This is a genomic window from Prolixibacter denitrificans (assembly GCF_003014495.1).
GTDB lineage: Bacteria > Bacteroidota > Bacteroidia > Bacteroidales > Prolixibacteraceae > Prolixibacter > Prolixibacter denitrificans.
Map to the genome: position 1 here is coordinate 413,911 of NZ_PYGC01000002.1, position 13,377 is coordinate 427,287.

15 protein-coding genes are annotated in these 13,377 nt (G+C 45.5%); 10 read left to right on the forward strand and 5 right to left on the reverse strand.

All coding sequences use genetic code 11. The features are described from left to right. Nucleotides 1-77: 77 nt before the first annotated feature. The gene (gene metG / locus CLV93_RS05440) at nucleotides 78-2,111 is read right to left on the reverse strand and encodes a methionine--tRNA ligase (protein WP_106541416.1); all 2,034 of its coding nucleotides are present in this window, start codon (nucleotides 2,109-2,111) and stop codon (nucleotides 78-80) included. Between the two features lie 188 nt (nucleotides 2,112-2,299). On the opposite strand from metG, the gene CLV93_RS05445 reads away from it, so the two are divergent. Then, the gene (locus CLV93_RS05445; protein ID WP_106541157.1) at nucleotides 2,300-3,109 is read left to right on the forward strand and encodes an ion transporter; all 810 of its coding nucleotides are present in this window, start codon (nucleotides 2,300-2,302) and stop codon (nucleotides 3,107-3,109) included. Nucleotides 3,110-3,145: 36 nt separating this feature from the next. On the opposite strand, the gene CLV93_RS05450 is transcribed toward CLV93_RS05445, so the two are convergent. Continuing rightward, complete coding sequence (locus CLV93_RS05450) at nucleotides 3,146-3,454, reverse strand: isoamylase early set domain-containing protein (protein WP_106541158.1); 309 nt, start codon at nucleotides 3,452-3,454, stop codon at nucleotides 3,146-3,148. A 295-nt stretch (nucleotides 3,455-3,749) separates the two neighbouring features. Here CLV93_RS05450 and CLV93_RS05455 point away from each other — a divergent pair, with 295 nt between their 5' ends. Further along, on the forward strand, nucleotides 3,750-4,655 hold the full coding sequence (locus CLV93_RS05455; RefSeq protein WP_106541159.1) for a S66 peptidase family protein: 906 nt from the start codon (nucleotides 3,750-3,752) through the stop codon (nucleotides 4,653-4,655). Continuing rightward, nucleotides 4,652-5,020, forward strand: coding sequence for a YraN family protein (locus CLV93_RS05460; protein WP_106541160.1), 369 nt, complete (start codon nucleotides 4,652-4,654; stop codon nucleotides 5,018-5,020). The genes CLV93_RS05455 and CLV93_RS05460 overlap by 4 nt, the downstream gene beginning before the upstream one ends. Before the next feature lie 3 nt (nucleotides 5,021-5,023). On the opposite strand, the gene CLV93_RS05465 is transcribed toward CLV93_RS05460, so the two are convergent. Next, on the reverse strand, nucleotides 5,024-5,422 hold the full coding sequence (locus CLV93_RS05465; protein ID WP_106541161.1) for a response regulator: 399 nt from the start codon (nucleotides 5,420-5,422) through the stop codon (nucleotides 5,024-5,026). A gap of 210 nt (nucleotides 5,423-5,632) precedes the next feature. Between CLV93_RS05465 and CLV93_RS05470 the strand changes: the two genes are divergently transcribed. Genes CLV93_RS05470 through CLV93_RS05480 form a run of 3 tightly spaced genes read left to right on the forward strand, consistent with a single transcriptional unit; the run spans nucleotide 5,633 to nucleotide 7,301 of the window. Next, nucleotides 5,633-5,980, forward strand: coding sequence for an MmcQ/YjbR family DNA-binding protein (locus CLV93_RS05470; protein ID WP_106541162.1), 348 nt, complete (start codon nucleotides 5,633-5,635; stop codon nucleotides 5,978-5,980). Nucleotides 5,981-6,006: 26 nt separating this feature from the next. Then, nucleotides 6,007-7,086, forward strand: coding sequence for a C1 family peptidase (locus tag CLV93_RS05475; protein WP_106541163.1), 1,080 nt, complete (start codon nucleotides 6,007-6,009; stop codon nucleotides 7,084-7,086). 5 nt (nucleotides 7,087-7,091) lie between these two features. Beyond that, a complete protein-coding gene (locus CLV93_RS05480) occupies nucleotides 7,092-7,301 on the forward strand; it encodes an RNA-binding S4 domain-containing protein (RefSeq protein WP_106541164.1) in 210 nt (69 codons plus the stop codon). A gap of 287 nt (nucleotides 7,302-7,588) precedes the next feature. Here the strand turns inward: CLV93_RS05480 and CLV93_RS05485 are convergent, their stop codons facing one another. Together CLV93_RS05485 and CLV93_RS05490 are read right to left on the reverse strand one after the other, a co-directional pair. Further along, nucleotides 7,589-8,140 (reverse strand): GNAT family N-acetyltransferase, encoded by a 552-nt coding sequence (locus CLV93_RS05485; RefSeq protein ID WP_170108872.1) that lies wholly within the window; start codon nucleotides 8,138-8,140, stop codon nucleotides 7,589-7,591. Nucleotides 8,141-8,217: 77 nt separating this feature from the next. Further along, nucleotides 8,218-9,411, reverse strand: coding sequence for a phosphoglycerate kinase (locus CLV93_RS05490; protein ID WP_106541166.1), 1,194 nt, complete (start codon nucleotides 9,409-9,411; stop codon nucleotides 8,218-8,220). Between the two features lie 196 nt (nucleotides 9,412-9,607). On the opposite strand from CLV93_RS05490, the gene holB reads away from it, so the two are divergent. The 4 genes from holB to trmB all read left to right on the forward strand — a co-directional run bounded on the left by holB (nucleotide 9,608) and on the right by trmB (nucleotide 13,362). Further along, entirely contained in the window at nucleotides 9,608-10,735 is a 1,128-nt protein-coding gene (gene holB, locus CLV93_RS05495; RefSeq protein WP_106541167.1) for a DNA polymerase III subunit delta', read from the forward strand. 131 nt (nucleotides 10,736-10,866) lie between these two features. Continuing rightward, nucleotides 10,867-12,072 (forward strand): PSP1 domain-containing protein, encoded by a 1,206-nt coding sequence (locus CLV93_RS05500; protein ID WP_106541168.1) that lies wholly within the window; start codon nucleotides 10,867-10,869, stop codon nucleotides 12,070-12,072. Then, nucleotides 12,041-12,544, forward strand: a complete 504-nt coding sequence (locus CLV93_RS05505) for a gliding motility lipoprotein GldH (protein WP_106541169.1) — start codon at nucleotides 12,041-12,043, stop codon at nucleotides 12,542-12,544. The genes CLV93_RS05500 and CLV93_RS05505 overlap by 32 nt, the downstream gene beginning before the upstream one ends. A gap of 101 nt (nucleotides 12,545-12,645) precedes the next feature. Next, nucleotides 12,646-13,362, forward strand: coding sequence for a tRNA (guanosine(46)-N7)-methyltransferase TrmB (gene trmB, locus CLV93_RS05510; RefSeq protein WP_246187196.1), 717 nt, complete (start codon nucleotides 12,646-12,648; stop codon nucleotides 13,360-13,362). The last annotated feature ends 15 nt before the right edge of the window (nucleotides 13,363-13,377 follow it).

Consider the following 13,377-nt stretch of genomic DNA (forward strand, 5'->3'; position numbering starts at 1 on the left):
GGGAAGGAGAGGAGAAAATAAAAACGGCCATCCCGAAAAGTACGGAAAGGCCGTTTGAATTATTTTATTACAGATGATTACCTGATTTCGCCACCGTTTTTAATGGCTTTGTCGGGTGAAACGAATGCCAGGGTTCCGTCCGGATTTTCAGCCATCAGGATCATTCCTTGTGACTCTATACCGCGGAGGTTTTTGGGTGCCAGGTTCACCAAAATGGAAACCTGCTTACCGATGATCTCTTCCGGCGTGTAGTATTCGGCAATACCCGAAACCACGATTCGTTTGTCGATTCCGGTATCGATTTTCAGTTTCAGCAGTTTCTTGGTTTTGGCTACTTTCTCGGCTTCAATGATGGTACCGACGCGGATATCCAGTTTCGCGAAATCGTCAAATTCGATGTTCTCTTTCGCTGGTTTGGCTTCGGCAGCTTCCAGTTCGTTGGCTTTTTTCGTTGCCAGCAACTTGTCAACTTGTGCCTGAATGGTCGCATCTTCGATTTTCTCGAAAAGCAGTTCCGGCTTGTTAACCTTGTGACCGGCCGCTATCAAATCGGTACGTCCCAGATTTTCCCAACTGAGTTTTTCCAGGTTCATGAAACCGCGCAGTTTATCCATGCTGAAAGGCAGGAAGGGCTCAAAAACGATGGTGAGATTGGCCGTAATCTGCAGACACACATTCATGATGGTTTTTACCCGCTCCGGATCGGTTTTTACGACCTTCCAGGGCTCCATATCGGCGAGGTATTTGTTCCCCAAACGGGCCATGTCCATTGCACCTTTCAGGGCTTCCCGGAAACGGTAATTATCGAGCGATTTCTCCACGTCATTTCTCAGCTTGCTGATGTCAGCCAGCGTTTCGCTATCATACGCTTCCAAAGCACCGGCAGCTGGCGTTTCGCCTTCGTAATATTTATTTGTCAGTACCAGTACACGGTTCACAAAGTTTCCAAGAATGGCAACCAACTCGCTGTTGTTCCGCGTTTGGAAATCTTTCCAGGTAAAGTCGTTATCCTTTGTTTCCGGGGCGTTGGCTGTGAGCACATATTTCAGCACATCTTCCTTACCGGGAAATTCTTCGAGGTATTCGTGCAACCAAACGGCCCAGTTCCGTGAAGTCGAAATTTTATCGCCTTCCAGGTTCAAAAACTCGTTGGCCGGAACATTATCGGGCAGAATATAACTTCCCTCAGCTTTCAGTATTGACGGGAAAATGATGCAGTGGAAAACGATATTGTCTTTTCCAATGAAGTGGACCATCTTCGTTTCTGGATCTTTCCAGTATTTTTCCCAGTCGGGGGTCAACTCTTTTGTTGCGGAGATGTACCCAATAGGGGCATCGAACCAAACGTAAAGCACTTTGCCTTCGGCACCTTCTACCGGGACCGGAACTCCCCAACTCAGGTCGCGGGTAACCGCACGGGGATTTAGTCCGCCGTCCAACCACGATTTGCACTGACCATATACGTTTGGCTTCCACTCTTTGTGTTGCTCCAGAATCCATTCACGCAACCAGGGTTCATACTTGTCCAGCGGAAGGAACCAGTGTTTGGTTTCTTTCAAGACCGGTTTGTTTCCACTCAGTACTGATTTTGGGTCGATCAGGTCGGTTGCGTTAAGCGATGAACCACAACTTTCGCATTGATCACCGTAAGCCTTTTCGTAATTACATTTCGGGCAGGTTCCTGTGATGTACCTGTCGGCCAAGAATTGTTTGGCTTCCTCGTCGTAGAATTGCTCCGATGTTTGCTCGATAAATTCACCTTTGTCGTAGAGGGTTCTGAAAATCTCTGATGCCGTTTCGTAGTGAATTTTCGCGCTGGTGCGGGAATAAACATCAAAGGAAATACCGAATTTGGCAAATGATTCCTTGATGATGCCGTGATATTTATCGACGATATCCTGAGGGGTAACGCCTTCTTTTTTTGCTTTCAGGGTAATGGGAACGCCATGCTCATCCGAGCCGCCAATGAATGCCACTTCTTCTCCTTTGAGACGCAGGTAACGGGCATAAATGTCGGCCGGAACATATACGCCGGCCAGGTGACCGATGTGAACCGGACCATTGGCATAGGGTAATGCCGAGGTGATAAGCGTTCGTTTGTAATGACTCATGTTGTTTGAAATATCGTTGATGAATGATTTTTCGTATTGAAGCACAAAGATAATCAATGCCTACGGAATGCAACGGGGTTTGCAATGGAAATTCAGGCTACGAAAAGAGAGATTGGCTTTTGTTTCATATTCATGCTTACTGCGCGACTCCTTCACTTTTATTATCTTGGTGTAAATTTTCCCCAGGAATGCAAAAGCTGAAACAAACTCTTTACCGGATAATTTTTGGAACTGATACACCGGCAGGTCGTGGTTTCGATGTGATATTACTTTGGGCCATCCTGCTCAGTGTTTTGACGGTTGTACTCGAGAGTGTCAAATCATTTCGGGTTGCCTATCCCGGAACCTTCCAGTTTTTAGAGTGGTTTTTCACCATCCTCTTTACGGTGGAATATTTTTTACGGATTTTGACGCATCCACGTCCGTGGAAGTACATTACCAGTTTCTTCGGGATTATTGACCTGATGTCTATTTTGCCTACTTACATCGGGTTGTTCTTCTTGCGGTCTCATTTCCTGTTAACGGTTCGGGCGTTTCGCTTGCTGCGAATTTTCAGGATACTAAAACTGGGAAGGTACATGCATGAATCGCAGGTCTTGATTTCGGCCCTGAAAAAGAGCATGTACAAAATAGTGGTCTTCTTTGGTGTGGTATTAACGCTGGTTTTATTTCTGGGAACGCTAATGTACCTGGTCGAAAGCGAACAAAACGGTTTCACTTCCATCCCGCAAAGTATTTATTGGGCGATTGTGACCATTACAACGGTTGGCTACGGTGATATTGCGCCGGTGACCGTGTTGGGAAAATTTATTTCTTCGGTGGCAATGCTCATCGGTTATTCCATCATAGCTGTTCCTACCGGGATACTCACGGTAGAAATAAGCGATGCCGTAAAAAGTTCGAAGCAGGAAAGGCAGTTAGTTTGCCCTTCGTGTAGCTACCACGAACCGGACCAGGAGGCCCGGTTTTGTAAAAAATGCGGATCGGAACTGGAATAAAAGCAAAATGCCGGTGGGGTACCGGCATTACTCATCTCATAAGGTGTTGACTACTGAATTTTCTTCGCCAAAGGCATTGGGGATGTAGCCATCAGCTTCCTGGTCGTTTATCCATACGGATTTGTTGAGCAGGTAACGAAACTGGTAGGATTGCTTGGGCGATAACTCCAGCGTTACGGTGAAATCACCCGACTTCAGTTTTTGCATTGGGGCATCATTTTCTTTCCAATTGTTGAAATCTCCAACAACGGTTGCTTCATTGGCTTCAGGTGCCAATTCCTTGGGAATCCGGAATGTGACTTTGCAAACCGGCTTCGACTTTAGTGTCTGTTTTTTGATACTCATTTAAACGAGGTTTTGGTGAAACTTAACTTCCTGTTCTCGCAGGTATTATAACTCTAAAGATAGAAGCATTCACATTATCATGAATGGGCAATTTTATTGAAATGCAATTGTTTATGAAATATTCACACTTCAGAAACAATTTGGAAACAAAAGCTAATTTGGAGGAGTATTCAGGAACCGTTTTGCATGGCCGTCTTCTTTTCTTAATTTCATAGTCAAGTTAAAAACGGGACCGAAAAATTCCGCTAATGTAGAATCGACTGGTTCTGAACAACAAAGAAATCAAACACGTTTTATGATTTACCCTCCATACCTAAAAGTTGGTGATAAAATTGCCATCGTGTCTCCTGCCGGGAAAGTGAATCCTGAAATTGTTAAACACGGTGCCATGCGGCTCAGAGAAGAAGGTTTTGAAGTTGAAATCGGAGAAAATGCTTTTGCGCAATCGGGCGTTTTTGCCGGAACCGATGCCGAAAGAGCCGGCGACATGCAAAAAGCTCTGGACGACGATTTGGTAAAAGCCATCCTTTTTGCCCGGGGAGGTTACGGAAGTTTGCGGACGCATCAGTTACTCGACTGGAGAAGGTTTCTGCAACGACCCAAATGGCTTATCGGCTTCAGTGACATTACGGTATTTCATGCTTTCCTCTTTCAGCATGGAATTGCATCGATTCATGGAGTGATGACTGCGTTCTTTGATCAGGAAGGTACGCCGTCCGAGAGTTTTCGGCTGACAATCGATTTGTTGAAAGGAAAAATTCCGTGGTTCAAAGAGGCAAATCATCCGTTGAACCGTGCGGGAGAAGCCTCCGGTTCGTTAATTGGAGGAAATTTGTCGATGATTTATAGCCTGCGTGGAACACCGCTCGATTTATCGCCTGAAGGCAATATCTTGTTTATCGAGGATTTGGCTGAATATCATTACCACCTCGACCGAATGATGATGAACCTGAAAGTTTCAGGGATTCTTGCGAAGCTGAGCGGCCTGGTGGTTGGACATTTTTCGGATATGAAAGATGGTGATACCGGCTTTGAGAAAGAGGCGGCGGTGATTATTAAGGAAGCGGTTGATGAATATGACTACCCGGTTATGTTTGGCTTCCCGGCTGGTCACATCATGCCTAACTATCCATTAATCATGGGAGCAGAAACAAGACTGGTGGTTGGAGAGAAGGAATCCCGGTTAAGTTTTAAGATATGACCCGAAAATCAAGAGAACTTGGTGAAAAAGGCGAACAGATAGCGGCTGATTACCTAACCCGAAAAGGATATCGGATAATTGAGCGGAACTGGATTTTCGATCACAAGGAGCTCGATATCATTGCTTATGACGGTGACGATCTGGTTTTTGTAGAGGTGAAAACAAGGACAGGATATCAATACGAGCATCCGTTGGAAGCGATTTCGTCGGGTAAAATCAGAAATTTAGTGACGGCTGCGGATATCTTTCTGCGGATGCGAAATCTGGATGTGGAAAGTCGGTTTGACGTGATTACCGTTGTGTTTTATGGTGAAAAGTTCGAGTTGCAGCATTATCCCGGGGCTTTTATTCCTCCGGTGAATTAGCCATTATTCCGGCGCAGTGGTATGCGCAAAACGCGAGTACATTTCTTCAATTAGGTCAGACATCTCCGCCGGGCGGAAAGGTTTTGGGAAAAATCCGTTCATGCCGGCTTCGGTACATTCCTCGGTTACACTGGAAAATACATCGGCTGTAAGCGCCAATATTACAGTTTTTGGGATTCTGTTTTCTAAAACTTCGATTTGACGAATTTCGATGGTTGCTTCCACGCCCGTCATTTTGGGCATCTGAATATCCATCAAAATTACATCATAAGTATTATTGCGAAACAACTCCACCGCTTCTTCCCCGTCTTTCGCAACATCGACGTGATAGCTTTTTAACCCCAGCAGCGCCAGTTTTTGACTCATCAAATTATCTTCTGCCAGAAGGATTCTTTTCGTCATTTTGTTACGATTCTAGATGAAGTAGCTAAAATATAAAATTATCCGGGGATCAAAAATTGTGACTCGTTATTAAACAAGGTATTTTTAACATTTGGCGATTATATTAATATTGTACAGAAATAGCGGCCTGCCAGAGATATGCAGATAGTCATTCCGGAAGGAAAATAAAAGCTGTAGTTTTAGCTGGGTGCAACCTAAGGGCAAATCGAGATGAATATAGAGTCGTTGCGAAAATATTGTCTGTCGTTGAAGGGAGCAACGGAGGGACTTCCTTTCGGTGAAAATGCCCTCGTTTTCAAAGTTGGTGGAAAGATGTTTGCTTTGACAAATCTCGAAGGTCCGCTTTGGGTTAATTTGAAGTGTGATCCCGAAAAGGCAATTGAGTTAAGGGAAGAGTTTCCACAGGTGACTCCGGGATATCACATGAATAAACAACACTGGAATACGGTTAGTGTTGACGATACTATCCCGGATAAATTGATTCAGGAGTGGATTGATGAATCGTACAGCCTGGTGGTGTCATCGTTGCCGCGAAAAGTTCGAAATGAGTTAGAATAAAGTTAGTTACATTTATATTGGTTTTTATGAAGAAGTTATTTCTGGTCCTTCTAGCAGGACTACTCTATGCGGGCTCAGCCACGGCCCAGGACGTTAGTTCGTTTAAAGTTGTTAAAGAGAATGCTTATACGTCGGTCAAAAATCAGCAACGTACTGGAACTTGCTGGAGTTATGCAACGACCTCTTTTCTTGAATCAGAGTTGCTGCGGATGGGAAAAGGCGAATTCGATCTGGCGGAAATGTATTTTGTGCGGAATGCTTACCCGGCGAAAGCCAAATATTTTGTCGAGTTGCACGGAAAAGCCAATTTCGACGAAGGCGGTCAGGCGCATGATGTTCTGGATGTAATGAAAAAATGCGGTTTGGTGCCACAGAGTGTCTATCCGGGAAATCTCTATAATCCGGGACACGCCAATCATACGGAATTGAAGGCCATGATGAAAGGAATGTTGGAAGGCCTGGTTTCTGATAAGATGAATACCGTATCGACGGTTTGGTCGAACGCGTTGAATGGAGTTTTGAACGCATACTTGGGAAAGGACCCGAAGAGTTTCGAATATGACGGAAAAACGTTCACACCTGAGTCTTTCATGAAGTCGCTGGGTTTGGATCCCAATCAATATGTGGAGATCACTTCCTACACGCATCACCCGTTTTATCAGCAGTTCAGCCTCGAGGTTCCGGACAACTGGTCACACGATTTGTACTACAATGTGCCGGAGGACGATATCATCAAGACGATGGACCATGCCATCATGCAAGGATACACGGTGGTTTGGGATGGCGATGTCAGTGATAAAGGCTTCTCGCACCGGAGAGGTTTGGCTGTTGTACCGGACAGTGTATCGGTCGACCAGCAAGCCCGTCAGAAAGCTTTTCTTACCTGGAAAACCACCGATGACCACTTGATGCATATCGTGGGAATTGCTAAAGACGCGGACGGTAATAAATATTACATCACGAAAAATTCGTGGTCGGCCAAAAGCAATGCCTACGGCGGAATGTTGTACATGTCGGAACGCTATGTACGGTTGAATACCATTGCCATTACGGTTAACCGGAATAGTATTCCCGAAGAAGTGAGCACCAAAATCTTTAAAAATTAAAGAAAATGGAATACGCTCTGAACGGAACAGAATTCATTGAGCTGGTGAAATTGCTGAAATTAGCCCGTATTGCTGAATCTGGAGGCCAGGCAAAGCTGATGGTCGAAGATGGAGAAGTGAAACGCAACGGTGAAGTAGAACTTCGAAAGCGGGCTAAAATAAGGGCTGGCGAGACGATTGAGATTTTTGGTGAGCAGATTAAAATTACGGAATAAAACAAAAAGGGATGCGGGTGCATCCCTTTTTTGGGGAGGCCGGCAGGGGAACCGGCCTGTTAACAATAGCATGTGCTTTTGGTGGGAAAAGAGAAAACTTAAAAAAGGATTTGTTGATTCTCATTTCTGAAAGCTGAAACTAAGGTAAGCGGACAAGTTCGATAAAAAAAAAATTTTTGACGAACGGTCGTTTTTTTTTGATGAACGTACGGATCTGTTTAGTGAACGGAAAATTTTAACAAAAAAAGGACCATCTATTTATCAATAAATATGTACTGTTTTTGGCCTTATGAACCCTGTTTTTTCCATTCGTCTTTTAACAAACTGAAAATTTCCAGATCAAAATAGGAGTTCCCATGTTTTTCACCTTGCCTTTCTATGCCTTCGTAAGTGAAACCAAGCCGCTTGGGAACGGCACTGCTCCGGTTGTTTCCCACAGCACATCGAATCGTAATGCGATTCATTTGCAATCTTTTGAAGGCGAGTTTGATTAATTGCAAGGTGGTTTCGGTGATGATGCCTTTCCCTTCCTTACTTTTTGCCAACCAGTAGCCAATTTCAGTTTTCCGGTTGACACGATCGGTATTCACATAGCCAATCAGGCCCGAGAATTCTTCGTCGTGCCAAATCGTAAAGACTTCTTCTTTTTCGTGAGGTTTTCTGTTGGTAACCGAGGAGATAAATTCTTCTGTGTCTTCCGGTTTCCGGGTAAAACTGACGAACGGAAGCCATTTGCTCAGGTGTTCACGGTTTTTATCTATAGCTTCAAAAACGGTGTCGACATGTTCCATTCCCAAACTTTCGAGATAAAAACCCGGACGGATTGAAATTCGGCTCATAAGATTCTGGTTTTTATGCAAATTAAAAAACCCGGACAAAATTGCCCGGGTTTGACGCATATAATAATGCAATAATTTTATTGACGAACGGCTGCAATTCCCGGAAGGTCTTTTCCTTCGAGGTATTCGAGAAGTGCACCACCGGCAGTTGAAATGTAGGAAACACCGTCGGCAATACCGAATTTGTTTACGGCTGCTACTGAGTCACCACCACCTACGAGCGAGAATGCTCCTTTTTTAGTTGCTTCAACAACGGCGGCACCAATGGCTTTGGTGCCTTCAGCAAATTTGTCCATCTCGAAAACGCCTACCGGACCATTCCAAAGAACAGTTTTCGATTCGCTGATTACTTTATTGAATTTTTCGATGGTTTTCGGGCCTACGTCCAGTCCCTGCCATCCGTCTTCAATATCGTTGGCCGGAACAACTTTGGTGTTGGCAGTTTCTGCAAAGTCGTCAGCTTCCAGTACATCAACGGCGAAGTGCAGTTGAACACCTTTGGCTTCGGCTTTTTTCATCAGGTCTTTTGCCAAATCGAGATAATCATCTTCGCAGATGGAATCACCGATTTTTCCGCCCTGCGATTTCACGAAAGTGTAAGTCATACCACCACCAATGATGAGGTGATCAACACGCTCGAGCAGGTTTTCGATAATGGTGATTTTGGAAGAAACTTTGGAACCTCCCATGATAGCGGTGAATGGACGCTGCGGCTCTTTCATCACTTTCTCGAGGCTGGCTACTTCGCTGCCTACCAGGAATCCGAACATTTTGTCATTCGGGAAATACTGTGCAATCACAGCGGTTGAGGCGTGAGCGCGGTGAGCAGTACCAAATGCATCGTTCACCCAGCAGTCGCCCATTTCGGAGAGCTGGCGGGCAAATTCAGCGTCGCCTTTGGTTTCTTCGCCATGGAAACGAAGATTTTCGAGAATCAGCACTTCTCCTGGCTGCAATGCATCGGCAACTTTTTTGGTTTCCTCACCAATGCAATCGGGAGCAATTTTTACCGTACGTCCGCCGAGCAATTCAGAAAGGTGCGGAACCAAATGTTTGAGAGAGAATTTGTCTTCCGGTCCGTTTTTCGGACGGCCCAGGTGGGACATAATAACGGGTGAACCGCCTTTTTCAATCACTTTTTCAATGGTAGGTAATGCGGCGCGCATCCTTGTATCATCAGTAATTTCGAACTTTTCGTTCAACGGCACATTGAAGTCGACGCGAATCAACGCTTTTTTGCCGGAAAAATCGTAAGTCTCTATTGTCTGCATGTTTCGCTGTGTTAAAAATTTAGCTTCCCCAAAGATAGGAAAATCATGCTATATAACATACCGAAACCCCGTTTTTTCCCCGAGCCATTCCGATGATTTAACGGTGTCACGGTTGCACAGTTTTTTTCTACCTTTGAGGGAAATTATCGTGAAATTCCGGTGAGAAACCGGACGTGACCTTATAATTGAAAATTGCATGCAGTTTAAAGATATTATCGGACAAGAAGAGGTGAAAAAGCAACTGGTACAGGAAGTTGCTGAAGATCGTATTCCGCATGCACAATTGTTAACCGGTCCGGCCGGAAACGGTAAACTGGCCATGGCTTATGCTTTCGGACAGTATTTGAATTGTACGAACCGAAAAGATGGTGATTCGTGTGGGGAATGTAGTTCGTGCCGTAAATTCTCGAAATTGATTCACCCCGATTTGCACATGATTTACCCGGTGGTGAAAAGTGAGAAATTCAAGGAACCGACCAGTACCGATTATATCGATAAGTGGCGACCTTTTTTCCTGGAGAATCGCTACCCGGCATTTGAGAAATGGATGAACCTGATTGCCGATGAAAATAAGCAGGGCTCCATTTATGTGTATGAGGCGCGGGAAATTATCCGGAAACTGAATCAAAAAGCGTTCGAGAGTGGCTATAAAGTAGCGATTGTTTGGTTGCCCGAGCAGATGAATGCGGAGTGTGCTAACAAGCTGCTGAAGATGATTGAGGAGCCGCCGGCCCGCACGGTTTTCCTGTTAGTGGCGGAAGATGAAGAGCAAATCATCAGCACCATCCGGTCGCGTTGCCAGGTGGTTCGTATACCGCGCATTGCCGATCATGATTTGGAAGCGGGATTAGCGACACATCCTTCTGTCGGGAGACAAAACCCGGCGACGGTTGCCCGTTTGGCACGGGGAAATTTCATTTATGCGCTGGAGCTTCTGGAGAATGATGAATTGCGGGCTTCCAATCACGAAAATTTCACTAAGCTGATGCGACTCGCTTATTCCCGCAAAGGGAATTCTGAATTGCTGAAGTGGACTGACGAAGTTTCCCGGATTGGAAGAGTAAAGCAGAAAAGTTTTCTGCAGTATTGCAGTGAATACCTTCGCGAGAATTTTGTACTGAATATGAAAGAGCCGGAGCTGGTTTATATGGATGATCAGCAATCGGATTTTTCGGCCCGTTTTGCGCCGTTTATTCACGAGCGCAATGTGATTCCGTTGTTTCAGGAGTTTGAACAGGCCTACCGGGATATCAGCATGAATGGCAATGCCCGCATCATTTTTTTGGATTTGGCCCTGAAGGTGGCTATCTTCCTGCGTTCGTAAAAGCGCGAACATGTGAAATCAGGCTTTGTCGGAAGCCGATCGCGATTTCGTGTAAATCATTATTTTTGTAGAAAATCAGTACAATCGAGCCTTCCCGAAAAGGTTGAGGGCTACTAAATATATATAACTGTATGAGTTCACAGGAAAAGCTGGCACGAGGGTGCCCGTCATCCACTGTTGCCGGTTCGACGGCGAAGCTGGATGTTTTTAATTGGTTAAAAGACGTTCCCAATATTCTCAACCCGGATGATATCGTTGAAGTCCGGTTCAAAAATACCCGTAAAGATTACTACCGAAATGTAAATGGCCTGAAACTGAAAGAGGGCGATGTGGTGGCTGTAGAGGCAAACCCGGGACATGATATCGGTGTGGTCTCGCTGGTCGGTGATTTGGTGCTGAAACAGATGAACCGTCATAAGGTAACCTACGTTGACGGTGAATTGCGCAAAGTATACCGGAAAGCCAAACCGGTGGATATTCAGAAATGGGAAGAGGCGATGGCGCTGGAGCATGATACCATGTTGAAGGCGCGTAAAATTGCCGAGGATCTCCGGCTTGATATGAAGATTGGAGATGTGGAATACCAGGGCGATAAGACAAAAGCCATTTTCTATTATATCGCCGACGAGCGAGTGGATTTCCGGCAGTTGATTAAGGTATATGCCGAAACATTCCGTATCCGGATTGAAATGCGCCAGATTGGAGCCCGGCAGGAAGCTGGCCGGATTGGTGGTATTGGTCCCTGCGGACGCGAATTGTGCTGTAGCTCGTGGATCACTAATTTTGTTTCGGTAACAACCAATGCTGCCCGTTACCAGGAAATTTCTCTGAATCCGCAGAAACTGGCCGGACAGTGTGGAAAATTGAAGTGCTGCTTGAATTACGAGCTCGATTCGTACATCGACGCGCAGAAGGACTTCCCGCCGAATAACATTCCGTTGGAGACGGAAAAAGGAAACTACAATTTCCTAAAGGCGGATATCTTCAAAAGGCTTTACTGGTATGCGCCTGCTGAACATCAGCCCGGTGGGCAGGTTGCCATCTCGGTGGACAAAGTGAAGGAAATTATCCGTCTGAATAAAGCCGGAAAGAAAGTTCCGCAGTTGACTTCGGAACCGGTAGCTGTTGAGCAAGCCGAAGTATTAGATTACCACAAGGTAGTCGGACAGGATAGTCTCGATCGCTTCGATAAGCCGTCGTCTTCGCGCAATCGTCGGAAAAAGAAACGGCGGAAACCGTCGAACCGAAGCAATAATCCATCATCATCATCAAGCAATCAAAAACCTTCCGGCAATAGCAAAAATCATGGGAAACCGAGAAAACCGAGGAAACGCTAAATGGATTGCCGGCCTGATGCTTTTGGTTTGGGCCGGAATACTTTATTCGTGCAGTGGTGGTGCTGTGTACGACGAATATCATCAACTGAAAGGTTCAAAATGGAACAAGGATTCTGTCTTGGATTTTACGGTGAATATTCCCGACTCGACCACATTGTACAATATCTATTTCAACGTTCGGAACGAAGGTTCCTATCCGTATCAAAACCTGTGGCTGTTTATTAAAGTGACGCCACCCGATGGCGGTAAACTGATGCAGGATACCGTGGAGCTGATGCTGGCGAATGATGCCGGTAAATGGTACGGTTCAGGAATTGGTGATATGTACGATAAAAAGTATCCGTACAAGCACGATGTTTATTTCCCGAATCCCGGTGATTACACCTTCTCTGTGCAGCAGGGAATGAGAAGTAAGGACGGGATATTGAAGGGAATACACGACTTTGGTTTCCGCGTAGAAAAAGCGAATTGACAATACTAAAAATAAAGAGAGGGCTAAAGAGGCCCTTTCTTGTGACCATTTAATTACACAAAACAATCGTGGGGAAAAATAAGCTGTCGAAGTTTGCAGAAATGGAAACTTTCGAACACGTGGTGCAGGTTCCTTTCAAGGTACTGAAGGAAGAGGGCTTTGACATGAAAGGCCTTTGGAATGAGCGCTTTTTCAAGAATGAGAACCCAATCGTATTAGAGCTGGGATGTGGCAAAGGCGAATACACGGTTGGCCTGGGACGCCGGTTTCGCGACCATAACTTTATAGGCATCGATATCAAAGGTGCCCGGATGTGGCAGGGAGCCAAAGAATCGTGGGAAGACAATATGGATAATGTCGGATTCTTGCGGACCAACATTGAACTATTGGACGCCTTTTTTGCTCCGGGAGAAGTGGCTGAAATCTGGATTACGTTTCCCGATCCGCAAATGAAAAAGGTGCGCAAGCGGTTAACATCGATCCGGTTTATGGAATTGTACCGGAGCTTTCTGAAACCCGGTGGCGTTATTCACCTGAAGACAGACAGTAACTTTATGTACCAGTACACCCGGGCGATGATTGAAGAGAATCACCTTCCGGTGGATGTGGATACGGACGATTTGTATCAATCCAATCTGGCCAACGAGATACTGGAAATCCGCACATTTTACGAACAGCAGTGGCTCGAACGAGGAAAGACCATCAAATACCTTCGTTTTCATCTGAAAGATGGTGAGCTGACGGAGCCCGATGTAGAGCTGGAGCCTGACGATTACCGTAGCTTTGGCCGGAGCAAGCGCCGTCAGCCAGACGATTAAGCAATAATATTGTCA